Source organism: Streptomyces sp. NPDC039736 (assembly GCF_055596485.1).
In genome coordinates this window covers 38,551-62,322 of sequence record NZ_JBVIUQ010000019.1, presented here as the reverse complement: position 1 = coordinate 62,322, position 23,772 = coordinate 38,551, and the positions used below count along the sequence as shown (strand labels likewise).

21 protein-coding genes and 2 pseudogenes are annotated in these 23,772 nt (G+C 68.8%); 12 read left to right on the top strand and 11 right to left on the bottom strand.

Going from position 1 to position 23,772, the window contains the following annotated elements; translation table 11 throughout:
• Positions 1–510: 510 nt before the first annotated feature.
• The gene (locus ACZ56L_RS34955; RefSeq protein ID WP_471069152.1) at positions 511–981 is read right to left on the bottom strand and encodes a hypothetical protein; all 471 of its coding nucleotides are present in this window, start codon (positions 979–981) and stop codon (positions 511–513) included.
• A gap of 455 nt (positions 982–1,436) precedes the next feature.
• On the opposite strand from ACZ56L_RS34955, the gene ACZ56L_RS34950 reads away from it, so the two are divergent.
• The gene (locus ACZ56L_RS34950) at positions 1,437–1,691 is read left to right on the top strand and encodes a hypothetical protein (protein ID WP_471069150.1); all 255 of its coding nucleotides are present in this window, start codon (positions 1,437–1,439) and stop codon (positions 1,689–1,691) included.
• Between the two features lie 143 nt (positions 1,692–1,834).
• Here the strand turns inward: ACZ56L_RS34950 and ACZ56L_RS34945 are convergent, their stop codons facing one another.
• Positions 1,835–2,086: a hypothetical protein gene (locus tag ACZ56L_RS34945; protein WP_471069148.1), complete on the bottom strand. Its 252-nt coding sequence runs from the start codon at positions 2,084–2,086 to the stop codon at positions 1,835–1,837.
• A gap of 240 nt (positions 2,087–2,326) precedes the next feature.
• Here ACZ56L_RS34945 and ACZ56L_RS34940 point away from each other — a divergent pair, with 240 nt between their 5' ends.
• A complete protein-coding gene (locus tag ACZ56L_RS34940; protein ID WP_471069146.1) occupies positions 2,327–3,898 on the top strand; it encodes a hypothetical protein in 1,572 nt (523 codons plus the stop codon).
• Between the two features lie 817 nt (positions 3,899–4,715).
• Positions 4,716–5,192 (top strand): lamin tail domain-containing protein, encoded by a 477-nt coding sequence (locus ACZ56L_RS34935; protein WP_471069172.1) that lies wholly within the window; start codon positions 4,716–4,718, stop codon positions 5,190–5,192.
• 133 nt (positions 5,193–5,325) lie between these two features.
• On the opposite strand, the gene ACZ56L_RS34930 is transcribed toward ACZ56L_RS34935, so the two are convergent.
• Both ACZ56L_RS34930 and ACZ56L_RS34925 read right to left on the bottom strand, forming a co-directional pair.
• On the bottom strand, positions 5,326–5,493 hold the full coding sequence (locus tag ACZ56L_RS34930; protein WP_471069144.1) for an excalibur calcium-binding domain-containing protein: 168 nt from the start codon (positions 5,491–5,493) through the stop codon (positions 5,326–5,328).
• A complete protein-coding gene (locus tag ACZ56L_RS34925) occupies positions 5,493–6,491 on the bottom strand; it encodes a protein NO VEIN domain-containing protein (RefSeq protein ID WP_471069142.1) in 999 nt (332 codons plus the stop codon). Before ACZ56L_RS34925 ends, ACZ56L_RS34930 begins: the two co-directional genes overlap by 1 nt.
• A 212-nt stretch (positions 6,492–6,703) precedes the next feature.
• Here ACZ56L_RS34925 and ACZ56L_RS34920 point away from each other — a divergent pair, with 212 nt between their 5' ends.
• Together ACZ56L_RS34920 and ACZ56L_RS34915 are read left to right on the top strand one after the other, a co-directional pair.
• Positions 6,704–8,728 carry a DNA/RNA helicase domain-containing protein gene (locus ACZ56L_RS34920; RefSeq protein ID WP_471069140.1) on the top strand — a complete coding sequence of 675 codons (2,025 nt, stop codon included), beginning with the start codon at positions 6,704–6,706 and terminating at the stop codon, positions 8,726–8,728.
• Between the two features lie 1,280 nt (positions 8,729–10,008).
• Positions 10,009–10,758 carry a vWA domain-containing protein gene (locus ACZ56L_RS34915; RefSeq protein ID WP_471069170.1) on the top strand — a complete coding sequence of 250 codons (750 nt, stop codon included), beginning with the start codon at positions 10,009–10,011 and terminating at the stop codon, positions 10,756–10,758.
• Here ACZ56L_RS34915 and ACZ56L_RS34910 read toward each other — a convergent pair.
• The 3 genes and pseudogenes from ACZ56L_RS34910 to ACZ56L_RS34900 all read right to left on the bottom strand — a co-directional run bounded on the left by ACZ56L_RS34910 (position 10,684) and on the right by ACZ56L_RS34900 (position 13,289).
• Complete coding sequence (locus ACZ56L_RS34910; RefSeq protein ID WP_471069138.1) at positions 10,684–11,793, bottom strand: relaxase domain-containing protein; 1,110 nt, start codon at positions 11,791–11,793, stop codon at positions 10,684–10,686. The two genes, ACZ56L_RS34915 and ACZ56L_RS34910, sit on opposite strands and share 75 nt — an antisense overlap.
• A gap of 163 nt (positions 11,794–11,956) precedes the next feature.
• Positions 11,957–12,322, bottom strand: a complete 366-nt coding sequence (locus ACZ56L_RS34905; RefSeq protein WP_471069136.1) for a darcynin family protein — start codon at positions 12,320–12,322, stop codon at positions 11,957–11,959.
• A 73-nt stretch (positions 12,323–12,395) separates the two neighbouring features.
• Positions 12,396–13,289: pseudogene (locus tag ACZ56L_RS34900) on the bottom strand (NAD(P)H-binding protein).
• A 102-nt stretch (positions 13,290–13,391) separates the two neighbouring features.
• On the opposite strand from ACZ56L_RS34900, the gene ACZ56L_RS34895 reads away from it, so the two are divergent.
• Positions 13,392–14,339, top strand: a complete 948-nt coding sequence (locus ACZ56L_RS34895) for a LysR family transcriptional regulator (RefSeq protein WP_471069168.1) — start codon at positions 13,392–13,394, stop codon at positions 14,337–14,339.
• A 190-nt stretch (positions 14,340–14,529) separates the two neighbouring features.
• Here the strand turns inward: ACZ56L_RS34895 and mobF are convergent.
• Positions 14,530–15,213 (bottom strand): annotated as a pseudogene (gene mobF, locus ACZ56L_RS34890) (MobF family relaxase); the annotation flags it as partial.
• Between the two features lie 160 nt (positions 15,214–15,373).
• Between mobF and ACZ56L_RS34885 the strand changes: the two are divergent.
• The 4 genes from ACZ56L_RS34885 to ACZ56L_RS34870 all read left to right on the top strand — a co-directional run bounded on the left by ACZ56L_RS34885 (position 15,374) and on the right by ACZ56L_RS34870 (position 17,504).
• Positions 15,374–15,577, top strand: coding sequence for a hypothetical protein (locus ACZ56L_RS34885; RefSeq protein WP_471069134.1), 204 nt, complete (start codon positions 15,374–15,376; stop codon positions 15,575–15,577).
• A gap of 218 nt (positions 15,578–15,795) precedes the next feature.
• Positions 15,796–16,101 (top strand): hypothetical protein, encoded by a 306-nt coding sequence (locus tag ACZ56L_RS34880; protein WP_471068735.1) that lies wholly within the window; start codon positions 15,796–15,798, stop codon positions 16,099–16,101.
• A 210-nt stretch (positions 16,102–16,311) separates the two neighbouring features.
• The gene (locus tag ACZ56L_RS34875; protein WP_471069132.1) at positions 16,312–17,211 is read left to right on the top strand and encodes a replication initiation protein; all 900 of its coding nucleotides are present in this window, start codon (positions 16,312–16,314) and stop codon (positions 17,209–17,211) included.
• Positions 17,208–17,504 (top strand): hypothetical protein, encoded by a 297-nt coding sequence (locus ACZ56L_RS34870; RefSeq protein WP_471069130.1) that lies wholly within the window; start codon positions 17,208–17,210, stop codon positions 17,502–17,504. The genes ACZ56L_RS34875 and ACZ56L_RS34870 overlap by 4 nt, the downstream gene beginning before the upstream one ends.
• A 357-nt stretch (positions 17,505–17,861) precedes the next feature.
• Here the strand turns inward: ACZ56L_RS34870 and ACZ56L_RS34865 are convergent, their stop codons facing one another.
• On the bottom strand, positions 17,862–19,346 hold the full coding sequence (locus ACZ56L_RS34865; RefSeq protein WP_471069128.1) for an alpha/beta hydrolase: 1,485 nt from the start codon (positions 19,344–19,346) through the stop codon (positions 17,862–17,864).
• A gap of 462 nt (positions 19,347–19,808) precedes the next feature.
• Here ACZ56L_RS34865 and ACZ56L_RS34860 point away from each other — a divergent pair, with 462 nt between their 5' ends.
• Positions 19,809–20,117: a hypothetical protein gene (locus ACZ56L_RS34860; RefSeq protein WP_471069126.1), complete on the top strand. Its 309-nt coding sequence runs from the start codon at positions 19,809–19,811 to the stop codon at positions 20,115–20,117.
• A 444-nt stretch (positions 20,118–20,561) separates the two neighbouring features.
• A complete protein-coding gene (locus ACZ56L_RS34855) occupies positions 20,562–20,870 on the top strand; it encodes a hypothetical protein (protein WP_471069124.1) in 309 nt (102 codons plus the stop codon).
• A gap of 48 nt (positions 20,871–20,918) precedes the next feature.
• Here ACZ56L_RS34855 and ACZ56L_RS34850 read toward each other — a convergent pair.
• Positions 20,919–21,997 (bottom strand): IS630 family transposase gene (locus ACZ56L_RS34850; protein ID WP_471069122.1). Its coding sequence is split into 2 segments (ribosomal slippage): positions 20,919–21,496 and positions 21,496–21,997, totalling 1,080 coding nucleotides; the frame shifts between segments, so codons are not numbered across the junction.
• 484 nt (positions 21,998–22,481) lie between these two features.
• Positions 22,482–23,474 (bottom strand): ribosome-inactivating family protein, encoded by a 993-nt coding sequence (locus ACZ56L_RS34845; RefSeq protein WP_471069120.1) that lies wholly within the window; start codon positions 23,472–23,474, stop codon positions 22,482–22,484.
• Between the last annotated feature and the right edge of the window lie 298 nt (positions 23,475–23,772).

The window sequence follows — 23,772 nt, the reverse complement described above, 5'->3', positions numbered from 1 at the left end:
ACCAGCCGGCGGTCTTCTGCTCGGACACAATCTGCTCCTGTTCCTGGTCCGGGCGGATCGGATCGGATCGCCAGGCCAGGCTTCCTCCCAGTCGATCTCCTGCCGCCGGTCGCAGTCCCCGCACAGCGTCAGACGGGCTCCCATGGGAACGGGGCCCGCGCCGTGCCGTCCATGAACGCGCGCCCGTAGCCACGCCCGACGCGCACCGGTGCGGTGGAGGCGCACCGATCCGGTGCGGTGCGCCTCCACTCGGTGTGGGGGTGCGCGCACCGGTGCGGTAGGCGCGTGGGAGTGGTGCGCACCGGGTGGAAGCGGTGCGGTGAGCCGGATGGAACCGTTGCGTTTCTCCTTGACCTGAGCCGAAGTCAAGGTAAAACGCAACGGGTGGATGCGCGGTCCCACGCCCGTTGATGTCGTCCTCTTCCACTCGGTGGGGTGGGTGCCGCTCACGGTGTCGTCCACTCTCCAGCGGTGGGCTCCACCGCGCCGGGTGTGCGCCATCGGGTCCACTCAGTGGCCGGCCTCCCGGCCGCGGTGCGGTCCAGGTTGTTGTGGGCGGTGCACCTGCTGGCCGTCCGGGCGCACCGCGTCGGCGTCGGCTGGCGCGGTGAGGCGGTCCGTGCGGGCGCGGGAGTCGTTGACCGTCTTGGTGGCCGCCTCCCGGATGCGGCGCAGCCTGTCGGCGGTGAGATCGAGGACTTCCAGGTCCGTGCGGGACTTCCGCAGGGCCCGCAGCGCCGTCATGTCGATCGCTTCCCGGGATCCGGCCTCCGGCTCGGGGTCGTCGTGCTCGAAATCGGTCGGCTCGGGCGCGAGCAGCAGTTCGGGCATCGCCGCCTGCTGGTGGGCGACGATGTCGTACGCCCGGCCCCGCATGACGGTGGCGGCAGTGGTGGTGCGCGGCTTCTCCCGCACCACCGCACCGGCAAGCATGGCGCGCTCGTACTGGAGCGGGATGCGGGGGATCTCCCGCTCCCCCACGTCCTGGCCCGGCGGGCGGGACGCCGTCGGCTCGCCCGGGGGGGGTGCCGGTCCGGGTCGGGCGCGGCGGTCGGAGGTCGGCGCCGGGCAGGGAAGTCGGCCAGGGACCACCGGGCGGTGTAGAGGCGGTAGTCCGCCAGCAGGCCGATCGTGGTCTTCGGCTCGGTGATGTCCAGGCAGTTCGTAGAAAGGGCGGCGGCCACGATCTCCTCGTCCAGGCCTGGCTCGCGGCGGCGGCCGCGCAGGACCAGGGCGAGGTTGCGGCGGGCTTCGGCGTCAGGTTGGCGGGCTCGGCACCTTCAAGCCAGGCAACAGACCCTCGGCCGCGCCCCGTACACAGCCCTCGCCCGGCGCACCACCGCCACCGCCCACACCACGGCCCTCGCCGCCCTCGGCGCACTGACCACCGCCGCTTTCGCCGCCGCCCCCGGCCCGTACGCCCGAACCGACACAGCGTGATCGCGTTTATCGCCGTCCTCGTCTTCGGCGCCGTCCTGATCGCCGCCGGTGTGCCCGCCGCTTCCCTGATCGTCGTCACCGCCGGCCTCATCCAGCTCTACGCCGCCTTCCGCACCAGCCGCACCACCCGTCTGCCCGCCGCCGTCGAGCAACTGATCCAAGCCGGCCCGCCCGTCACCGCGGGTACACCCGAACCCAACAGGGGCACCGCCGTGATGGCGGCCGAAGCCCCGCACGCCGACACCACCTGACCCGACACCACCGGCCTCTACAACTGATGCCACCCTCCCGTGCCGTACCCGGTAGAGAGGGTGGCCCCCGGGCCGGATACCGGAGCAAAAGCTGAGGTCCCCGGCCCTGCTCGGCAGTCCGACGCTCTTTCCGCCTGCAGCGATCAGACAGGGGGAAGTTGTCGGCGTCGACGAGCAATTCGCAGGAACCGGCGGTGACGGAGATAAGCACGGCGGTTGGTCCACCAGCCCAGACGGTCGGTGGAGTTCTGCGGGAACACCACCTGCAGGGCGCCCAGCGCCAGACTCAGCGCGAGGCAGGCCATCACGCACCACGCAGGTGCGCCGACCAAAGCCTGCGCGAGACCGCTCACTCCCGACACGATGCTCGGCGCCATGTTCTGACCGTTCGTCATCGGCTTCCCCTGCTTCTTCCCCTCCCCGCACCTGGTGTGTGGGGATGAGACCGAGCGTGAGGGGCCGGGCGATCTTGCAGCAGAGGGAACATGCCTTGAGAGTGCGTTCCCGCGGGAATGGCAACGGATGGCGATCCCGTCGTCCACTCCCCCTCGCCCCGCCCGGTGCGTGACAATCGCAGCACTGCCGTACGTCCCGCTCGTGAAGGTGGAGGGCGGGCCCGCAGGAGTGGGAGCAGCATGAGCGAATCCGGTGGGCGTGAGGGACAGGCAGCGGCCAAGCATGAGGCCGAGGCGCGTGCTGCGGCATACGCGGCAGCGTTGGGCGGGGTGCTGCGGCCCGGTGTGGAGCGCACTTCGCAGAATGCACTCGCCAAGGCGACGCATGTGGTGCCGTCGACGGTGTCGCGGTATCTGTCCGGGGAGCGGATCGCGCCGGCGGAGTTCGTCCAGGCCGCGGTGGCCTTCCTGGCGGACCAAGGGGTGGACGTTGCTCCGGAGGTCCTGGAAGAGCTGGCCGGGCTGCGGCGGGCGGCGCAGCGGAGCAGCCTGCGCCCGGACACGCGGGCGTTGTACTGGATGGAGGAGGCGAGGCGGGCCGCGGACGCCTGCGCTCGCAGCGAGGCAGTGGGCCGGGTGACGGCCGAGCGGCTCGACGAGGTCACCGGTCAGTTGGCCGGGCTGGAACGCGAGCTCGGCCGGGCTCTCGTGGAGAAGACGGGCGCCGAGGAAGAACGGGACGCGGAACGGGCCATCGTTGCCTCCCAGGGCGAGCAGCTGTCGCATGCGCAGGTCTACGCCCGGCAGATCGAAGGTGAGCTGACGCTGCGACAGGAGGAGGTACGGCTGCTGCGGCGGGAGGTAGCCGTGCTGCGCGCCCAGGTGGAACGGTTGCGCGGCGAGCCGGGGCCATCAGGTGTGGAGCCCGTTCCCGGAGCGGCAACGCAGGTCAGTGCCTTCAACGACCCTGCGGTGCGAAGTGCCGGTGGCGGCACCGGGGCCGTCATCCCGGGGCCCGGGCGGAAGGCCGGGCGGCGCGTGTCAGGGGTACGGCGAGCGCCTGTTCTCCAGGCTGTCCCGCGTGCCGGTAGTGAACCTCGCCTGGTCATATCCGTCTCGGTACTGCTCCTGGTCTCGCTGTGGGACTTGTTGGTCCAGCAGAGAGTCGTCGATGAGTCGGTGAGAGTGATCCAAGGGCCGTGGGCGCATCTGCTGCCCGTCGCGTTCCTGCTTGGTTGTCTTGGCCTGCTGTGGATGGCCCTGCGCAGCATGCCCACTGCGCTGGTGCCTGCGAAGAGGGCTGTCCCGGGATGGAAGGTCGGCCCCCTCCTCATGTCGGAGGAAGGGGGTATCCGGGTGGAGGCGCTGGAGTACCCGACGACACACTCCGGTGGGTCTGTGCATCTGGTAGTGCCCTGGAAGGGTGCCGGCGTGAAAGGGAGCGGGGGACCGCCCTGCTATCTCACCTCCGCCTTCGGCGGGAACCTTCGGCTGCGCGGCAAAGTGCCCAGGAACATGGATGTGCGGTGGCAGCTGCGGCTCGGGGTGCATGGCCCTGTCCTGGCCGAAGGCGCTCTCCGCAAGGGCGAGACAGTACACCTCAGGAAACAGGCCCTCACCCACACCAACACCCCCGACGGGCGCCTGCTGCTCTCCGGATGCCATCTCGACTGGCAGGCCTACCGCATCCCCGGCCAGGCGACACCACAGGACTCCCCCCAATCCATGCGCTGGCCCCCACGCGCCCAACTCGTCTGGGAAAACCCGGGCCTCTACGGGCCCGCCCCCACCCTCACCAGTAAACAGAAGTAACACCACGACCCGAACGACACCAGCAAGCGCCACCGAACATCACCACACGCCAAGCAAGACGCACCACCAACGAGTACTGCCTGCAGCAGCCCCCGGCATCCGTCGGGGGCTTCGTCGTGCTGCCCGAAGGAACCCACCGTGCCGACCTTCGAGACTCTTCCACCGGGCCGCTCCGCCCACCGCGCCGCCCGGAAAGGTGAAGTGGCCCCGCGTACGTGCGAGGGAACACGGGGCCACCAGGGTGCTTCGTCCTGTCAGGAACGTGCGCTCACGACCATACGGGCGGCCGGCCCCCACTCACATCCGCAGGGCACCATACGGGTGCTGGCGGGTGACAGCTGGTCAGCACGCCGCGTCATGCCGGGAAAAGGTGGCCGCCTGGGCGCGAAGCACGCCTAGAGCTCCGGGTTCCTGATCCGCCGGAACGGGCTCTGCCACTGTTCCTCGGTTCGTACTTTCGTGCGGAATGCCTATGGGTGTGCCAAATGGTGGGTTCTGTGTCTGTTACGTGGATTGCTGGTGTGCGGAGGTGCGCGCCGGGGTGGCGCGCGGGTGGCGGACAGCGTGCAAGGTGGGACATGTTGCCGGTGGTCAGCGGGCCGGTGCACATAGCACGCATCCCCGGTGCGGGGTGCGCGCCGGTAGTTGAAGGGTGCACTTGAGTGTGACGGGAATGTCCTTGCTCGGTAACACCGCCCGGCACCCCTGTCGGCGGGCAGGCGGAGGGCTTCAGAGTGTGGGCGTCGGCAGGACCACCGCCGGCATCCGCACCGCACTACCGCCTCCGAACCGGGGTGGTGTGCTTCTGTTCTGGGGGATCACCTTGTCTTCTTCCCGCACCGCCCGCGCTGTGATCGCCGCGTCCCTGTCCGCAGGCGCCCTGGCCGCCGTCCTCGCCGCACCCGCCGCGGTGGCCGCCGACCGCGGCCCGCACAACCCGCCGGCCAAGTCCGCGGTCGAGCTCGGACGCATCCAGTACGACAGCCCCGGCCGCGACGACCGCTCCAACCGCTCCCTCAACGCCGAGTGGGTCGAGGTCCGCAACACCGGCCGCAAGCCCGTCAACCTGGACCGGTGGACCCTCACCGACAAGGCCGGCCACCGCTTCACCTTCCACCACGTACGCCTCGCGGGCCGCTCCACCGTCCGCATCCACACCGGCATCGGCCGCGACTCCCGCACCGACCTCTACCAGGACCGCCGCAACTACGTCTGGAACAACAAGAAGGACACCGCGATCCTCAAGGACCACCGCGGACACCGCATCGACACCAAGTCCTGGAACCACCGCTGACCCATAGGAAAGCCGGCACCGCAGCATCCCTCCTGAGGACGAGCGCGGGGCTGTAACGCACATCGGTGAGGGCCGGACCCCGGACACGACGGGACCCGGCCCTCACCTCTGCGCGGACGCCGTGGTTCAGTCCTTATCCGCTGTCGCAGCCGATGCCGTCACCGTCCCGGTCGAGCCGATGCGGGTAAGGACAACTGCCCAGGGTGTACCCGATCATCACGGCGCCCCAGAATTCGCCGACGTCGAGGAAAGAGTTCGCAGTCTGCATCTGCACCGCGAACTCGGAGTTGAGCACCGCCACTAGGCCTGCACCAAGTGGTCCTTGGCGGCGGCGCGGCTCTCCACCTCAGGGAGTCGGTATTCGTATTTGCGAGGTCTGAGGTCTTCTTCGGCGGGTTCCCAGTCGGGGTAGTGCGAGACGGTGCCTTCGCTGGGGGTGTAGGGGTCGGTGCGGGTGTCGACCTTGATGTCGCTGACGACGTAGAGATCGACCGTGTTGTCCGCGTCGCGGGCGTGTAGGACCTCGTTGATGGTGAGCTCGACGCTGGTGGCGGCGCCGGTGGTGCCCTTGACCTCGACGTGGAGTTCTTCCGTGCCGCGCAGGCAGCGCAGGTCGTAGGGCTTGCCGAGCTTGGTGACCGTCCAGCCTTCCTTCTCGTAGTGGGCGGTTGCGATCGCCTCGGCGTACTCCTCGATGGTCTTGCGCTTCTTGGGGTCGGAGATGTAGCCGGCACCGCGGCGGCGCCGCTGGGGCTTCTTCTTGCCCTCGACCTGTTCGGCGGTGAAGCCCGGCGACCGGTCCAGGGGCACGTCCTCGGGTGCGTCGGGGGGGTAGGGGATGCCGGCGAGGTCCAGGAGGGACTGGGCGGGCATCTGGATGAGCTTGCCCATGCCCCGGTCGGTTCCCGAGCGGCGGATCGCGTCGCTGCCTGCTTCAGTGAGCGGCCCGCCCGACCCCAGGGGCACGTTCTCGAGCTTGGCGAGGGGCTCGATGCCGAAGCGCTGGGGGTACTTCAGGCGCTGTTCGGCTTCCTCGTCGGGCCAGTGCCAGGACTTGCCCTCGTAGAAGCCTCCCCGCACCTGGAAGAGATAGAGGGTGGCGGTCTTCTCCAGCCAGTCGGGGAGCTGGACGCGGGGTGAGGCGCCGGTGGCCAGGACAGCGAACTGGGGGTGGGCACCGTCGTACTCGGGTTTCTTCTCGGGGAAGCCCCAGGAGAGCGTCTCGATGCCGTGCTCGAGGTTGCGCTGGGACTCGGTGCTCTGGCCGACGTGGACCATCACGAACGACGAATTCTTCATGAGGGCATCATAAGCATATCCTTATCGAGGGCTCGATAGATTTGGTAGCGTGTGCACTGCAGGCCGTCGGCGAGGTGACAACTCAGCTTCTTGACAGCTCCTTTGACACGCGCGGCCACAGAACGCAGGCGCAGGTCGGGAGGGTCCCAGCCCCGTCAGGTCTGGGGCCAGGCTCCGCCGGACGGCGACACCACGGACACAGGGGGATCCACGTGACCAGCTCGCCCACCACACCACCCGCACCCCAAACCGGCGCGCCCTCTTCCCAGATTCCGGGCACCCTGGTGGCGTGCGCGGCAGCCGGGCGCGTGCGGGACATCGCCTCCCAGGTGGGCGCGCCGGAGTTCTTCGGCCGGTGTGCGGCGCGGTACCGGGCGGCCGGGTTCGGCGAGCCCGGCGAGGCGGAGATGCGCAGCTGGCGTAACAGCTGGCCGCCGCTGTTCGCCGCCCTGCTGCGCGCCGGGCTCGGCGACCTGCAGGTGTACCTGGAGTACGGAACGCCGGGCGGTGGGAGGCGGCTGGATGCGCTGCTCGTCGGGGCCACGGCGGAAGGTGTGCTCGCCATGGTGGTGGTCGAGCTGAAGCAGTGGCAGGGCTGCCGTGTGCTGGACGCGCGGCGGGTCATGCGCAGCGACCGTGTGGTGACCACGCACCCAATCCACCAGGTCGCCGCCTACCGGAGCTTCTTTCTGCACTGGCGACCCGAGAGCGCCCCGGACTTGGACGTGCGAGCGGTGGTGGTGCTGCACAATGCCACCGCGGAGCAAAGCGCCGCGCTGCAGGCCGGCACCGGGCAGGACGGTGACATCCCGGTGCTGAGTGCCGACGACCTGTCCCGGGCTGCCGGACCGCTGGCCGACCTGCTGCGCTGCGCAGACCTGCAGGCACCCCGCGCTGAGCTGGTGGAGGAGTTCGAGCACATCCGGTGGCAGCCCTCCTCCCGGCTCCTGGACCACGTCGGTGCGGCCCTGGAGGGCAGCCGCACCTTCGCTCTGGTCGGCGACCAGCAGGACGCCTTCAACAGAATCCGGGCCGCCGCAGACCACCACCTGCCCGCCCTCGACCCGGACCACGACAGCGGCCACCCCCGCGGCACGGGCGCCGTCATCACGGTGAGCGGCGGTCCCGGCAGCGGCAAGAGCGCCCTCGCCGTCCGTCTGCTCGGCTACCTCATGCGGGCCCACCCCGCCACGAAGCCGCGTTTCATCACCCCCTCGGGCACGCTGCGCGCTCATCTCCTGGACGCCATCGCAGACCACCTCGCCGGCCGTGAACTCTTCCCTACGTCCGGCGCGCTGCGCAGCACTGCCCAGCACGCCGGCGCCCTGGTCATCGATGAGGCCCAACGCGTCAAGAGGGGCGGCTCGTTGGGGATACCGGCCGATCTGGGCGCGGTCGTGGAAAAGGTTCCGCTGGCCGTCATCTTCCTCGACGAGCGGCAGATCATCCGCCCCGACGAAGGGACCACCGTCGCCGAGATCCGTGATGCCGCACACCAGGCCGGCCGCACCTACCACCATCTCGAGCTGACTGGTTCCTTCCGGTGCAGCGGCTCAGCCGCCTACACCGCCTGGGTCGACGCCCTCCTCTACGGCACGCCCGTCCCCTGGACCGGGCAGGCCGGCTATGACCTCGGTCTCGTCGCCGATCCCTTCCAGCTCCAGGAATGGACCGAACAGGCCACCCGTGCCGGGCACACCGCCCGCACCGCGGCCGGATTCTGCTGGAAATGGACCCGCACCCGCCCCACGGGTGCCACCACCCTGCCCCTCGACGTCACCATCGACGCCCCCTCCCCCACACCAGGCGGCCCCACCCGCACCTGGAAAGCCGCCTGGAACGCCGCGACCGCCCTCACCGACCCCGACGGAAACCCCCTCGCCCCCCACAGCCAGCTCTGGGCCACCCACACCGGCGGCCACCAGCAGATCGGCTGCATCTACACCGCCCAAGGCCTCGAATACCACCACGCTGGCACCATCATCGGCCCCGACCTCACCTGGGAAAACGGCCACTGGACCGCCCACCCCGAAAAAAGCCACGACGACGCACTCCGCAACCTGCCCCCGCAGGAATACCTCCGCTACGCCCTCAACACCTACCGCGTCCTGCTCACCCGCGGCACCCACCACACCCGCATCCACTCCACCGACCCCACTACCCACCAGTTCCTCACCCACCTCATCCCCACACCGCCAGAAAACGAGCCAGCTGCACGAGCACACCTCCTGCGTTGATCCTGCGCAACTGTTCCCACCACTCCCGGAAAAGACCTGCGGACTCACCCCACATCACCTGCCCTGCCGCCAAAGTGCGGAGCTTCACCCCAAACGACAAGCACCACCTGACAATCGAAGGAGCCCCGTGAAACTCCGCAAGACCAGCCCCGCCCTTGTTCTGCTCACCACACTCATACTGAGCACCGCCGCGTGCAGTGCCGAAGAGACCACGGCAAACGCTCCCCTCCCCACCATCACCGTCACCACAACGGCCACCGCAACCACCACAGCCCCGGCCCCGGATCCCACCCGATCTCCCCGGACGGACGACAACGCTGAAAACTCCGCCAGAGACCCCAGCGCAAGCGCAGCGGGCAACACCCCTGCCCGTCCGCAAGCCACGAGACCAGCGGGCAACGCCCCCAGGAAAGAGGCGACTGCCGCCTCCACTCCCGTGGATTCACCGGGCCGTCATGACGGCAGCAACTACGACAACCTGTCACCCGAAGGCAAAGAGGCACACGACACGTTGAACTGCGCGGACGTGCCAGGCCACAAAAAGGGAAGCTGCAACGAACCCGGACGCAAGTGCAACCTCAAAGGAGCAAAAGTGACTTCGTCAGCAGGAATACGCCTCACCTGCCAGAACACCCCCAGCAAAGGCCTGCGATGGCTGGCCTAATGAGCTCGTGCACGGTAAGCGGTGAGAGGTCGAGGTTGTTCATGTCGCACCATGGAGGGGTGGTGGGGAACATGGCTGGTGCAGCGATCGTCAACAACCGTGGGATCACCGGTCTGAGGTCTGGCGGCCGATGTGATCGGTGAACTCGTCGTCAAAATCGGCACGTTGTGACATGCCAGCCATCAGGCCAGGCTTGTCTCACGACCGTGGAAGCAAGCCGTGGGGGCCGAGGTGAAGCACCGGTTGATGTTCGTCGACCGGCTGCTGGCCACCCTGGTCCAACCGAGGGCTTCTGGACGAGTGTCGGGAGCTCGTTATCGCGATGGCCGCCGCGTGGCGTTGGGAGCTTGGCGACCAGTTTCCGAATGGGAGGCGATTCGGGAGGAATTCCTGCGCTTGCTGCGAGAGGGTCCTCTTTGGCCGACATTTCGACACAGTTACTAGGCGACTGGATGGTCTTCGGCAGGGACAGCTATCGGGCTTCGGCTCATCCGCCGAGTTCTACTCGGCGGGCCAAAGGGCTGCCAGGTGAGATGTGCGTGTGGACACCGACACCCTCCCCAAAACTGGGCCTGGCATGAGTTCAACAGGGCATCTGCGGACGTGGGGAAAGGTGATGGGGTCGATGTCTGCTTCGGCGATCAGTCTGACCAAGGTGGAGGCTGCTGCTCCGGGGCTGGTGAGTCTGTACAAGAGTGCGGCCGTGAGCCTGCAGAAGCGTGGTCTGGAGGGTGTACGGGCGGCGGTGTATCTGGTCTTGGACCGGTCGGGTTCGATGCGCCCGTACTACCGGGACGGAACGGTGCAACACCTCGCTGAACAGGTTCTCGGGCTGTCCGCGCACCTAGACGACGACGGGGTCGTCCCGGTGGTGTTCTTCTCGACCGATGTCGATGGCATCAGTGAGGTGAGCCTGGAGCGGTACGAGGGCCGGATCGAGAAGCTCCATCAGAACCTGGGGCACATGGGGCGCACGAACTACCACTGGGCGATGGACGAGGTCATCGACCACTACCAGGCATCGGGCAGCCGCGTCCCGGCACTGGTCATCTTCCAGACTGACGGCGGCCCCACCAGCAAGCTCGCGGCCGAACGTTACCTCTGCAAGGCAGCAAAGCTCCCGCTGTTTTGGCAGTTCGTCGCGTTCGGCGACCCGGACGACAACGAGTTCGCCTTCCTGCACAAACTGGATGACCTCGCAGTCCCTACCAAGCGCGTGGTCGACAACGCAGGATTCTTCCATGCAGGACGCGACCCGCGCGCGCACTCCGACATGGCCCTCTACGACCAGCTACTGGGTGAATTCCCCCAATGGCTGGCTGCCGCCCGCACCGCAGCCGTTCTGCAGAACTCCGAAGGGACGTGAGCCATAAGTAACTTCGAGTTCGCCACGACGGGCAAAGAGGTCCAGTTCTGGCTGGAGATGGGGATGGGCGACAGGGGCGGTGACCACGATGCCCGGCGGTGCGGCCAGTCTCCCGGTTCGTACGCGAGCGCCGCGGGCGGACCTCGAGGCGCCGGGCACGGCGACGGTGTGTGGGCGGGTGCGGGAGCCCAGACGCTCTGAGAGGCGCACCGCGTGAACCCGGACGGAGAAGGCTCCGGCGGCGAGCCGGGCTCGCACGTAAGGGGGAAGCATCCGGTTGCGGGTCAGCGGGCGCAGCACGGCCTGGTCGTCGGTGTCGTGCGGGTACAAGGCGTGGTGGTCTGCGGTCATGGTGAGGCCCCGGCCGACGGGGTGGGTGTAGTCGTCGACGGCCACCTGCACGATCTGTTCGTCTAGACCCGGTTCACGGGGGCGGCCGCGTCGTACGTAGGCGAGGTGGCGGCGTGCTTCGGCGAGCAGGTGGTGGCGCTTGAACGCGCCGCGCATCACGTACACCACGGCAACGGTGTCGACGGCCGCCAGCACGGTGTCGACGACCGGCCGCACCCGCGCCCATACCGCCGCGGCCGCCGCCCGCGCCCGCTGTGCGAGCCGGTAGACGGTGCAGGCGTCGAATGCCCGGATCACCGAGGCCCGCCATCGCATCCGCAGCTCAGTCAGCGACAACAGCTCCGTGCGCTTCGGCGAGCGGGTCTGGCCGGCGGCCTGACAGGCCAGCGCGTAGGAGGCCCGCTCCCCCGGTGCGTGCCCCTGCTTCTCCTCGTACCGGGCGGTCAGGACGGGCAGCGCGTCCTCGATCTGCCGGCGGCAGGTCGACTGCCAGCCGATCAGCCGCCGGTCGATCCCGGCGATGTCCATTACGGGCCGACGGCCGGGCGTCACCTCGCGCGGCTCCCACGCCCACCCGAGCCGGGCGGACACCTCCTCCATGAAGTGGAGGGTGTAAAGGGTGCCGGCCGCGACGATGCGAGGCATCAGCGAGTCCGCCGACAGGTTGCACCTGCAGGTCCTCATTTGGAATGTCCCATTCCGTAGCAGGGACCTGGGCCGTTCCCGGTCGTCTCGTTCAGGGGCCGCGCCATTCCGGCTCACGATCTTGTCCTCAGGCGGTGCGATGTCCGAGAGACCTGCGACGCACACCGGGTAACTGAGCCCGGTGCGTGGCAACCGCTGGCAGTCAGGTGCTGATGGTGGCAGCGGGGTCGACGTGGTAGTTGCGGGCATAGCCGTTCTCGGTACCGACGAGGATGTCGACCACCTCGAAGTAGCGGTCCCAGAAAGGGGTTTCGCGGAGGGCGTCGATAAGGAGCTGGTAGGCGTGGTGGTCGTCCGCTTCCCAGACCCAGACGTCGGTGACGCGCGCGGAGTAGAACTCGGTGTCGTAGAAGCGTGACCGGACGCCGGTGGCCCTGGCCTCGATCGTGGGAAGGACCTGGGTGGTGAAGGCGTCGATCCGCTCCGGGACGGTCAGTGCGAGCCACTCGGGCGTGGTCTTGACGAGCATGAACGCGGTGACCGGCGGTTCGGTTTCCTCAACGGGCATGGTGGTGTCTCCCAGGTGGTGGGTCGGCTGACGCCATGGGCGCCAATTGCGATGGCGTAGAGACTGGTGGCTTTCAGGAGAGGACGGCGGGCTTGAGGGTTTGGGCGCACCAGTGCTCGAAGGCGCTGGGACCGGCGGTGTCCGGGGTGCGGGGGACGCCGGCATCGAGGCCCTCGTCCTTGGCCCGCTTCATGTCGATCACGCCCTGTGCGAATGCCTCGTTGAGGCCGTAGCCGACGAGGGTGGCGTATAGCTCGTCGAGCGGCTGGCGTTCATAGCGGACGGGGCGGCCGAGCTGCTCGGTCATGATGCGGGCCAGGTCATTGGGTGACAGGTCCTGCGGCCCGAGGACCGGGACGCTGCCGGTGCCAGTCCATGAGCGGTCCAGCAGCAGGCTGGCGGCGACGGCCGCGATGTCGGCGACGGCGACCAGAGGCGCCTTGCGGTCGGCATCGACGGTGTCGGTGAAGACGCCCTGCTCGCGGATCGAGGCGGCCTCCTCCAGGAGGTTCTCGAAGAAGGACGGGTTGGCCAGGGCCCGGTAGGCGACGCCGCTGCCGGCCAGAAGGTCGTCCATGGCCAATTAGGCGGTGACGAGTCCGGCGCGGCCAGCGAGCGGAGTGCCGCGGCCGAGCGCGGAAACGCCGACGACGTGGCCGACCCCGTGGGCGGCGAGCGCCTTCGCGGCGGGGCGGGTGAAGCCGGACCAGGCGTCCTCCGGGGCCAGGGAGGCGTCCGGGGGGACGAGCCAGAAGACGGCGTCCGCGCCCTGGAAAGCCCTGTCGACCACCTCGGCGTCGCCGTGCGAGCCGGTGATCACCTCGACGCGTCCGCGTGCCGCGTCCGGCAGCCGTGCCGGGTCACGCACGATCACGCGCAGTTCCTCACCGGCGGCGGGAGCGGACTCAAGAAGCCGGGTGAGCAGGTGGCGGCCGATGTTCCCGGTGGGGGCAGTGATGACGATCATGAAAACTCCAAGAGTCCGTGTCGGATCGGTACGCCCATCCTGGGGACCGCCACGGTGATGCCACAATGGGAACTTCAGCAAAGAGGTATTGCCTGAAATGGAATTACGCTGGTGAACAGCCCACATTCGGCCCTTGACGCCAACCTCGCCGTCGCACTGGACGCCCTGCTGACCGAGCAGAGTGTCACCCGCGCCGCCGCTCGCCTGCATACCTCCCCCGCCGCCATGAGCCGCACCCTCGGCCGCCTGCGCCGCACCCTCCAGGACCCGCTCCTCGTACGGGCCGGACAGAGCATGGTTCCCACCCCTCGAGCCCTGGCTCTGCGCGACGAAACCGCCGCAGTGGTGCGCCGTCTGGAATCGCTGCTCAGCCCCGGCGAAGGCGCCGACCCCACCACCCTGAGCAGCACCTTCACCCTCCAGACCGCTGACCTGGTCGGTGCGGCGCTGGCCCCTGGACTGCTGCACCTGGCCCGGCAGGAGGCGCCGGGCGTCTCGTTCCGACTCCGGGCCGAGGAGTTGGAGGCCGGTCCGGCCCTCCGCGACGGCCGGATCGATCTGGAGATCGGATCCATCGACCACGTGGACCCGGAGACCCAGGTCGAAGAACTGGCCACGCTTCGGATGGTGGCGGCCGTCCGCCCGGGGCACCCCCTCGCCGAAGAAGCCCTGGACCCGGCGCGGCTCGCTGCCGCCGAACATGTCGTGGTCAGCCGACGAGGCCGGTTCAGCGGCCCTCTCGACAGCGCCCTGGCCGAACGCAACCTCCACCGGCGCGTCACTGCCGTCCTTCCCAGCCACCTGGCGGCGATGGTCCTCGCGGCCCGCAGCGACGTCGTATGCCTCGTCCCCGCCGCACTCCCCGGCAACCCCGAATCACCACTCACCCACACCGCCACCGCCCTCGGCCTGCGCCTCCTCGACGTACCCCTGCCGCTGCCGCCCCTGGCCATCGGCATGGCCTGGCACCCCCGCCACACAGCCGACGGAGCCCACCGCTGGCTCCGCAACGCTGTTCGCCGCATACTGCGGGCACCCGGGACGGCCTGACGTGATCTCAGAGGTGCGGCATCGGCTGACAACGGCCGGTAGCGGGGCGACGGGCGCCGCATAGACCGAGACCAGGATCAGCACTGCGACGGGTGAACGATCAGACGCGAGTGCGTCTCACCACACTGTCCCTTGGGTCGGACAAAGGCCACGGTCAATGAGAAAGGGACACGCGAAATGCGGGCCTGCAGCCCCACTTCCCGTCGTGCGGCCGCCGGGCCCGGAACGACACGACCGCGTGGTCGTGCAACAGCGGCCGCGAATCGACGGCGCGGGACTCGTAGTGCCGGAACACCGCGACGATCAACCCGTCCTTCACCGGCCGGCGGTGTCTGCCGCCGCTCCCCCACCGGATCTGTGCGACCGACTCCTCCAGCCACGCCAGCGTCCTGTCCCGGGCGATGTCCTGGCACGACTCCAGTACGAGACGGGCCTCGTCATCGGTGAGCGCCCACGCGATGTGGGCCGTCGACGGGGCCCGGAAGACCAAGTCCATCGCCAGCCACGGCGTGCGCTCCTTCGCCTTCTCCGTCTTCGGCGAGGCGTTGCACTCGATAGGCCTGCCCAGCACGGTCGCCCGGCGTGCCGGTGCCGGGCTCTTGCCCTGCGCCAGGAGTTCGTACTCGATCCGGTCGGCGTCCGGGTGCCGGCCCTCCCCCAGGAGGAGTTCGGCCTGCCGCTCGGTCACCACGTCTCCGGCCGTCAGGCCGAGCACGGCAAGTCCCCGGCCCTTCCACACGCCGGGCGGGACACCGGCTTCGTCCTGGGCAGTGCGCAGCGGCGTACCCGCCCGGCGGTGGCCGTCGCCGACTATCACGCCACGGAAGAGGTAGCGCACTCCGGCCCCCGGGCGAACTGGCGGCATGCTGATCATCGGCCCATGGAACCCCGGTACTGACCTGCACAGAGGCGCGATCCGGGGTCGGTCCCGCCGGGCGGGAAGCCATCACCGGCATCTTTGCCGCAGCGCCCGCCAGGCGAGCCACTGGGCCAGCCCGAGACGGTAAGCCACCGACCTGTGCACTCTCCCGCGCATGGAAATCACTCGAGCCGCAATCCCCTGTCCCCTCTGCTCCGCGATCACCGAGGAGCGGGTGTACCTGGTCCTGAGTGCCCAGTCGCCCTTTCCCCAGCGAGAGGTCGTCAAGGCCTGCTGGTGCCCCGCCGGCTGCCACCTGCTCCACCCCGGCCGCTGGAGGAAGGAGATGCCGCCGCTCCCCGGCCATGAGGGCGCCTGACAACTCCGTGCGAATACTGCGCCGCAACCACACGAGCCCCACCAGCCCCGGAATCGTCATGCAACCGACTCCACCGTCATCGAGCGCGCACCAGCACACCACTGCCTCGACAACCCGCCACGACTGAGCACCACGTCACCGACGCCCTTCCACACGACCAGCCACCACCGCCCCCGGCCCACCGGCCGGGGGCTTCGTGCGTCCTGGAGGAGTTCGCCGTGCCCACGTACGAGACCACCCCCCGCTTCACCACCGACCTGGACCGTCTCACCCCCGAACAGCGTCGCCGATTCCTCCAGACCGTGACGGCCTTCGTCGAGGACCTGCGCACCGGAGGACGATTCCGTCCCGGCCTGCGCGTCAAGCGCGTCCAGCGCGCACCCGGCGTCTACGAGCTGACCTGGTCCATGGGCACCGGGCCCGCCGGACGTGCCACATGGAGTTACGGTGCGGCGCTCCGTCCCGGCACACCGCACGTGATCTGGCGCCGCATCGGCACCCACGGCATCCTCACCCGTCCGTGATATGCGGGCATGAGGTGGTCACGTTCCTGATCCGCTCTGACTTGGTTTCTGTCTGACCTTAAAGGTGACCGCACTTCATGGCGGGGTACAACGGATTCCGGTAGAGCAGGACCCCGGAGCTCCCAATCATCTGACTTGGTTCGTGACCGACTTTAAAGCTAGCGGCGTGTCCGACCCCCTCCAGCCTGGCCGACCCGGGATGATCAACGCATGAACGTGGAGTTGCCCGGGGGGCAGTGGGACGAGTTGTGGCTGCCATTGCGGCCGTACGCGACGAACCGGCTGCATGAGGGGATCCGTCGGGAGCGGCGGCCGGTGGCGATGACGCGTCGTTACGTGGAGGCGAACCCGTCGGCGGTGAGCAATCTTCTCGTTGTGGACGTGGATCACGCCGATGCGGTGCTGCGGGCGGTGTCGTCGGTGGGATCGCATCCGCTACCCAATGCGGTGGTGGAGAACCCGGTGAACGGGCATGCGCATGCGGTGTGGGCTCTGGCGGAGGCGGTGACGCGGACCGAGTACGCCCGGCGCAAGCCGTTGGCCTACGCTGCCGCTGTCACCGAGGGGCTGCGTCGGGCGATGGATGGGGATGCGGCCTACTCGGGGCTGATGACGAAAAATCCGCTGCACGCGGACTGGAGCACGGAGTGGCTCCATGGCGGTCTCCACACGCTCGGAGGACTGGAGGAGGCACTGGGCGGCCATATGCCGCCGACGCGCTGGCGGGAGACCAAAAGGTTCCGTACCAACATCACGGGGCTGGGGCGTAACTGCTCGATCTTCGAGACGGCCCGGACCTGGGCGTACCGCGAAGTCCGCCACCACTTCGGCAGCTCCGAGACTCTCCGCAGCGCCATCCACGCGGAAGTGCACACCCGCAACGCCGAGTTCGCCGAGCCGCTGCCGGCTGTGGAGGCCCGCGGGATCGCCAACAGCATCCACCGGTGGATCACGACACGATCGCGGATGTGGAAGGACGGCCCGGCCGTGTACGAGGCCACCTTCGTCGCCATCCAGTCCGCCCGCGGCAAGAAGAGCGGCACCGCACGCGCTGCGCGCCGGGACGAGCGCGCCGCAGCCATGCTGGAGTACATGAAGGGGACGTCATGACACGGGAGCCCACGCGTGAGCGCCGCACCGTGACGGCCCGCGAGCTCGCGGACCGGTTCGGGGTGTCCCCCCGGACGGTGGTGCGCATGGTCGCCGAGGAACGCGCGGCGTACGAGGACCGGTCCCGGCAACGACGGGACCAGATCGTCGAACTCCACCGCCAGGGACTCAAGGGATACGAGATCGCGCGCGAGCTGTCTGTCTCCGCCGGCCTGGTGTCCATCCGGCTCAAGGAAGCCCGCGCAGCCGGCGTCGACCTCACCCGCCGCGCCGCTGCCAGTAAAGGAGAGTAGCGCTCAACTTCGGCTGCTCAGTACAGCGCGACGGCGTCGATGACGAGCTGCGCGAGTCGGCCGAGGAGGTGGCCGGCACAAATCTGCTCGATGAGTACGCGGAGGAGGCCGAACCGGGGCACAGCCCTCACCTCGTTTTCCGCGGCGTTCTGTCAGCGCGGTGGACCAGGTCCGCGCCCTTCAGCTGCTGGGCCGAAGCGCAGTGCGCAGCGGTGGGTGCGTTGCTGCGCCGGGGCCCGCTTCCCGCACCAACTCACGCACGCGTGCCAGGGCTTCGTGGTAATCGGTGAGTTGCTTGCGCGTCACGATCATCTTCCTACCGGATCCGCCCCCAGGCGGATCCGGATCGACAAGCTGTCAGGACAGTACGGCGGGGCAGTTGGTGCCCCGGGGCGGGACTACAAGGTCGATGAGGTAGCTGTCCACCGCATCCTCCATACACGGGCCGCTGGTGACGCTGCCGTGGCCGTGACCCTCGTAGGTGAGGAGCACTCCGCTGCGGCCGAGCTGCCGGGCCACCGAGACCGCCCACGGGTAGCCGGTGGCGGGGTCGTGCAGCGCATTGGAGACCAGGATCGGCGGGGCGCCGTGTGCGTCCAAGCGGTGCTGCGGGTTGGCGGTCGGGGCGCCCAGGCACGCCGCTGCCATGTGGATCGGCAGCAGGTAAGGCAGGTCAGGCGCGGTCGTGTTCATCATGGCGACGAGCGAGGCGTACTCCTGGTAGTCGCGCACCGGCAGGTGCCAGTCCGAGCAGAAGACCGGGGTGGCCGAAGGTAGCGGTGCTATCGAGGTGGGCGACGCGGGCAGCGGCTTGCTCGCTTCCATCCCCGCGATCGCCGTGGCCAGGCCCGCGTAGTCGGCCTGGTAGAACTTCCGAAACGCGATCTTGTTGACCAGATCCGAAGTCGACAGCGAGGTGCCTGGCCTCGCGGGGTCCTCCAGCTCGCCGCGCCCGGCCCGGGCCAACAGGCCCTGCCAGACGGCGCGGACATCGCGGGCGTGCAGCGCGCAATCCGCGGCACCGTCGCACCACTGCACGAACTCCTGGAATGAATCCTCTGCGCTGGCCGCCTCGGACCGCAGGAAGTCACGGGTGGTCGGGACGCTGTGGTCCATGACGCTCTCCAGCACCATCGCGCGCACACGGCGCGGGTAGGTCTCGGCGTACTGTGCCCCGAGCAGCGTGCCGTACGAGCTGCCGTGGAAGGTCAGTTTCCGCTCGCCGAGGGCGGCCCGGAGGGCGTCCAAGTCCCGAACCGTCTGGGCGGTGTCAAGGTGGTCGAACACTGGGCCAGTATGGGTCCGGCAGTCGGCACGCAGCTGCCTGTTATACGCCGTGGCGGCGTCGAAGTCCGCCTGACTCTTCAGCTCTGGCGACGGCCGCTTGGCAAGCAGGCCGCCGGAGCAGGTCACCGGGTTGCTGCCGCCCACACCGCGCGGGTCGAAGCTAACGATGTCAAAGCTGCGGCGGACCTCGGAGCTGAACCGGCTGATACGGCGCACCACCATCTCCACACCCGAGTCGCCCGGCCCGCCGGGGCCGAACACCATCGAGCCGACGCGTGTGCCAGAGTCGGTGGCCTTGCGGCGGGCCACGGCCAGGTCAAGCCTCGGCCCGTCCGGGTAGGCCCAGTCAACCGGCACTGAAAGAGTGGCACACTCGGCTCCCGGCTTCGCCGGGTCGTCACACGGTGCCCACCGCAGGGCCCCGATGGCAGATGGCGACGCATGGACCGAGGGAGCGGCGGCGAGACTGGTGATGATGGCCATGATGGCTCCCACCACCATGGCCGTGCCCCGCGCGGCGATACGCCGCAGGGCGGATTTACCCCTTAACGGCATAGATCCTCCTCATGAAGAGAGTGGTTGCGTCAGACGTGCGGCCAGCCGTGTCACCGTCGTCACGTTAGGTGCGCTCCCGCCCATGTGGTGCCCGTGTTAGGGGTTCTTCCGGGTCAGGTCGGGGACTACTCAGGGGCGATCGGGGTGCAGGGAGAAAGGCCAGGCAGCATCGGTCAGCGTCGCTACACGACAGGCCGGCGGTGGTGCGGACGAAGTCACTGTCACGCCCTCTCTCGCGAGTTGTCCACTCCGAGGGATCCGCCTCGTCTACGCCTGGTACCGCCAAAAATCGCGGGACCTCCCAATTGGCGAAGACCCGCTCTGCGCCGGGATTTCAGCTCTCGACTGGGACCTGACCGGCGGATCATGTGATTGCCGGGGCGGTAGTTGGAGTTGACCTCAAGTTGAGTTGAGCTTCTAGGTTCGGGGACGCAGATGTCGACGTACCTGAGAGGAACGGCCATGAAGACGCTGGTGCTGGGAAGGACTTCCGCCAGGGTGGCGGAGGTGCTGGCCACACTTCGCGAGGACGGCTTTGACGCGGAGGGAGTGAGCACCGATGAGGAGGCTCGGAGGTTGTTGGAGGCCGATGAGTTTGGGGTGCTGATCATTGGCGGGGGTGTGGAGCCGGCCTCTCACGCAGCGATCAAGGAGTTCGCGGCGGAGCATCGGGTGCGGCAGGTGATCGACGGTGCACTGACGGCGCCGTTCGACGCCTATGTGCGGCGGGAATTCGAGCCGCGGATCCGAGAGGCTGCCTCCAAGGGATGACCGGTACGGCTGCCTGGGTGTTGTTCCAGGCGGCCCCCTTCACTCGCGCAGCACCAGCGCAGCTCCGACCGAACGGCGCACGGCCGAGTTCCGCCTGGTGGCTCATGGGCGGAGCAAGAGCCGGATCGCTGCGATGGTGACCGTGCCGTGGAAGATGTAGGCCCTTTTGTCGAACCTCGTGGCTACGGCCCCGTATCTCCCAATCGTCCCGTTGCCTGACGACCGGATACGCACATCACCGGCCCCGTCGTCGCGGGCAACTCTGCCAGGGGGTGTTCGAGGTGCCGTACGGGTCAACGCAGACTGGTGCGGCGCGTTCCCTCACCCTCACCCCTTGGATCCTGGGTGGCCTGGATGGCCTGGGTGCCGCCCAACGGCCCAGCGGTCGACAAGTTGTGCAGGGGGCCGTCGATGCCTGTCCGCTGCGGTTTCGTTGGACAGCCTGTGACTACTTCTGCTCTGCTCAAGGCCCTTGCCCGCGACGTCGCCCTGCTGCGCAAAGACTTCAGCAACGGCAGTTGGCAGCCCAGTCCAGCCGAACGCGACCTCGCGGAGGCTCTCGCGCGCAGCGGGCTTAGCAACGGCCGTGTGCGGACCGAGCTGCGCGCGGTCGAGGACCGGGTGCACGACGGGAGGCTGGTCGACATCCTCTCCCCTCTCACGCCCCTTGCCGAACTCACCGCGCCCAGCCCGGAGGCTGCCGCTGCCTTCTCCGAGATGAGGCGGCTCCTGGACGCGGTGGCTGGCGCGTGATGTGGGAGAGCTGTCGTTTCTGCGTCGGGCCTTACTGACCTCGGCTCGTCAGGGTGACGTGAGGGTGGCGAAGGTGAGGCCGGATCCGGTGATGAAGCCGTCGAGGATGCCGGGCCGGTACTGGAGGCGTTTGAGCCGGTTGCGGACGAGCGTCTCGAGACGGTCGAGGGCGACGACGGCGAGGTTGGCGAGGCTGCGTTTGACGTGCGACCACACCCACTCCACCGGGTTCAGCTGGGGTGAGTACGCGGGCAGCAGGAACACCGTCAGCCACTCCCGCTCGTCGATCAACTTCCGCATCTTCTTGGAGACGTGGGTGTTGAGCCGGTCCCACACCAGCACGATCGGCGCCTTGACCAGCTGATGAACACCGTCCAGGAGGGCGGCATAGTCACGCTCGCTCAGGCTGCGGCGCTTGCCCTTGCCCGCAGGGTGGGAGATCAACCGGTGGCACAGCCGGGTGCGTGAGCCGGGCCGCATCGCGATCAGCCCGGCCACCGACAGTCGTCCCGAGCGCCGTCCGCTCACCGTCACAACCGGGGTCACGCCGCGCCGGCCCCAGGTGCGTCCTTGGGGCGGCTTGCGGGTGAAGCCTGCTTCGTCCTCGAAGCAGATGTAGCCCCCGCAGGCCGCCCGGGCTCTTTTACCTCCGCCCAGGTCGCCTCCTTCCACACCTTCACGGCCTGCTCGTCGCGCTCGGCCACCCGCCGCGCGGGCATCTGCGGGGAGAAGCCGAGCCGGTGCATCAACCTCGTCGCACCCGAGACGCTGTAGGAGACGTGGAACTTCCTGCCGATCAGCGTGGCCACCCGGGCCGCGGTCCACACCTGGTCCTCCACCCAGCCATGCGCGGCCGGCCCCTGCTCCAGGTACACGGCGAGCTTCTCCAGACAGCGCGACGACAGCCGGCACCGCGATCCGCCCGGGCCACGGGACGTCAGCGCCCCGCGTCCGCCGTCCCGCCACAGCTGGTGCCACTGATAGGCCGTCTTCCGGCTCACCCGCAGGCGCTGTGCGACCTCCGGCGGCTTGATCTTCTGCTCGAACAACTCGGCCGCCTGTGCTCGTACGGCCTCGCGGCGCTGACGCCCCGCAGCGGTCAGCCCGCCCCCATCCGCATACCTCACACACAACGGATTACGGGCAACGCCCAGGCAACACCAGAGGTTTCATGAAAGATCACCCTGCCGAGCCGAAGTCAGTAACCACGCCCACACGCTGCGGTGCTCGCTCTTGCGGCGGGGGCGGCCTGGTACTCACCGCCCGTTACGAGCCGTACCTCGTACGCCGCCGAGAGCTTCCCCGCCAGTCCCGCCCGCTGAGCAGCACGGTCCGGCTCATGAATCGAGGCCCGCACCCACTCATCGGTGCGGGCCTCGCTCAACTGCAGTATCAACCGATACGGGTCACCCCACGCTGACCGGTTCGGCTTGGTCGACGAACGCGGCCAGGATGTCGCTGACGCCCACAATCAGCATGGAGAAGTCCGTGTCGCCCAGGCCAGCGCGCACGCACTCAAGCCGAAGCCTGTAGGCGGGGTGCGGGGGTACGCGACGGCCGGGCCCGGTCCGTGGTGGATCGGGCCCGGCCGGTTGCTCGGCGGTGTGGTGGTCAGCCCTGTCCGCTGGCGTACAGGGCGAGGAAGGGGGTCAGGCGGGGTTGGTTGTTCTGAGGGTTCCCGAGTTCGGTCACGGTGCGGTAGATGCGGTTGTTGATCGTCACGCCCGGGTCGGCGCGGTGGGCGGCGGTGTTGTGCGCCATGCGGGACAGGTGGCTCCAGTGGAGTTCGAGGTCGGTGCCGAAGGGGCCGAGGTTGGCCGGGGCGCCTTCCTCCTGGTAGTCGCCGCCCTGGAAGATGGTGGAGGCGATGCGGTTCTGGATCCAGCCGAAGCGGGCGGCCTCGGAGGTGGCCTGGATCATGTAGGCCATGGCCTGGTTCACCTGGGTGGTGTTCTGGCCCCCCGGCTGGAGGTTGGTCAGGGTCTCCGCCCGGCTGTAGATCATGGACGGCGTGTAGATCTGGTCCCCCCGCCACGCAGGCGAGGCCGACATCTGCGCGTAGCTGCCGTCGCCGGTGATCTGGTTGAACAGGGGAGGGGTCGGCGAATTGAAGCGGACGCGGAGCCGCTCCGGCAGGTGGTTGGTGTACGCGCGGTCGGCCTGGTTGGGGCGGGGGACGATGCGGTAATGGTTGCCGTTGGAGGAGAAGCCCAGGAAGTAGAGGTTGTCGACGTTGAAGTACAGCGCGAGGTCGGCACGCCGGCCTGCCGCCGTGTGGCGCCAGACCAGGACCCGGATGACACGGTTGGTGTTGGTGCGGGTCGGGGTGTCCATGTAGCCCGGGCTGTTGCTGACGCCTGGCATCTGGTGGCCGGAGGCGTTGCGCAGCGCATTCACCATGGCGCTGTAGCCGTCCGCGTTGTCTCGCGCCCGGTGGCTACTGAGTGGCGCGCCGTAGTCGTCGATGTACCAGTCGATGTCGGTGAACATCTGGTTTTGGGGGACCTCTGCGTGGGCTTTGGGGGCGGCGGCCCCGTACAGGAGGCTGACGGCGGAGGCCATGGCGAGCAGCAGGACGGCGAGCTGCCTTCTGGTTCGGCGCATGGTGGATGTCGGATGCAGGTGCATCGAGTGGCTCTCCTGAAGGCAGTTGCGGCGCGGGTGTGGGCCGCGTGGCGAAGACTCCGCGTGGGCGCCTGCCGCTGCGTCGGGGCAGGGGCGCTCTCGCGGGACGGACGGTTGAGGAAGCGGCCAGCGTCCCGCCCACCCGGTCCCTTCGGGTCCCGGTGGGGGGGGTGAAGGGTCGGTGGAGGGGCTTCCGGGTGGCTCCGGGGCCTTCTTCCTCAGGTCTCGATCCAACCCGGCCAGGGACGGGTGGACCAGGCAATTTCGCCCGCAAAAG

Excerpts from the sequence above, each read along its gene's own strand:
- ACZ56L_RS34945 (WP_471069148.1), bottom strand. The coding sequence starts at position 2,086 with ATGACGAACGGTCAGAACATGGCGCCGAGCATCGTGTCGGGAGTGAGC.
- ACZ56L_RS34940 (WP_471069146.1), top strand. The coding sequence starts at position 2,327 with ATGAGCGAATCCGGTGGGCGTGAGGGACAGGCAGCGGCCAAGCATGAG.
- ACZ56L_RS34925 (WP_471069142.1), bottom strand. The coding sequence starts at position 6,491 with ATGAAGAATTCGTCGTTCGTGATGGTCCACGTCGGCCAGAGCACCGAG.
- ACZ56L_RS34915 (WP_471069170.1), top strand. The coding sequence starts at position 10,009 with ATGGGGTCGATGTCTGCTTCGGCGATCAGTCTGACCAAGGTGGAGGCT.
- ACZ56L_RS34910 (WP_471069138.1), bottom strand. The coding sequence starts at position 11,793 with ATGAGGACCTGCAGGTGCAACCTGTCGGCGGACTCGCTGATGCCTCGC.
- ACZ56L_RS34905 (WP_471069136.1), bottom strand. The coding sequence starts at position 12,322 with ATGCCCGTTGAGGAAACCGAACCGCCGGTCACCGCGTTCATGCTCGTC.
- ACZ56L_RS34885 (WP_471069134.1), top strand. The coding sequence starts at position 15,374 with ATGGAAATCACTCGAGCCGCAATCCCCTGTCCCCTCTGCTCCGCGATC.
- ACZ56L_RS34875 (WP_471069132.1), top strand. The coding sequence starts at position 16,312 with ATGAACGTGGAGTTGCCCGGGGGGCAGTGGGACGAGTTGTGGCTGCCA.
- ACZ56L_RS34870 (WP_471069130.1), top strand. The coding sequence starts at position 17,208 with ATGACACGGGAGCCCACGCGTGAGCGCCGCACCGTGACGGCCCGCGAG.
- ACZ56L_RS34865 (WP_471069128.1), bottom strand. The coding sequence starts at position 19,346 with ATGCCGTTAAGGGGTAAATCCGCCCTGCGGCGTATCGCCGCGCGGGGC.
- ACZ56L_RS34860 (WP_471069126.1), top strand. The coding sequence starts at position 19,809 with ATGAAGACGCTGGTGCTGGGAAGGACTTCCGCCAGGGTGGCGGAGGTG.
- ACZ56L_RS34845 (WP_471069120.1), bottom strand. The coding sequence starts at position 23,474 with ATGCGCCGAACCAGAAGGCAGCTCGCCGTCCTGCTGCTCGCCATGGCC.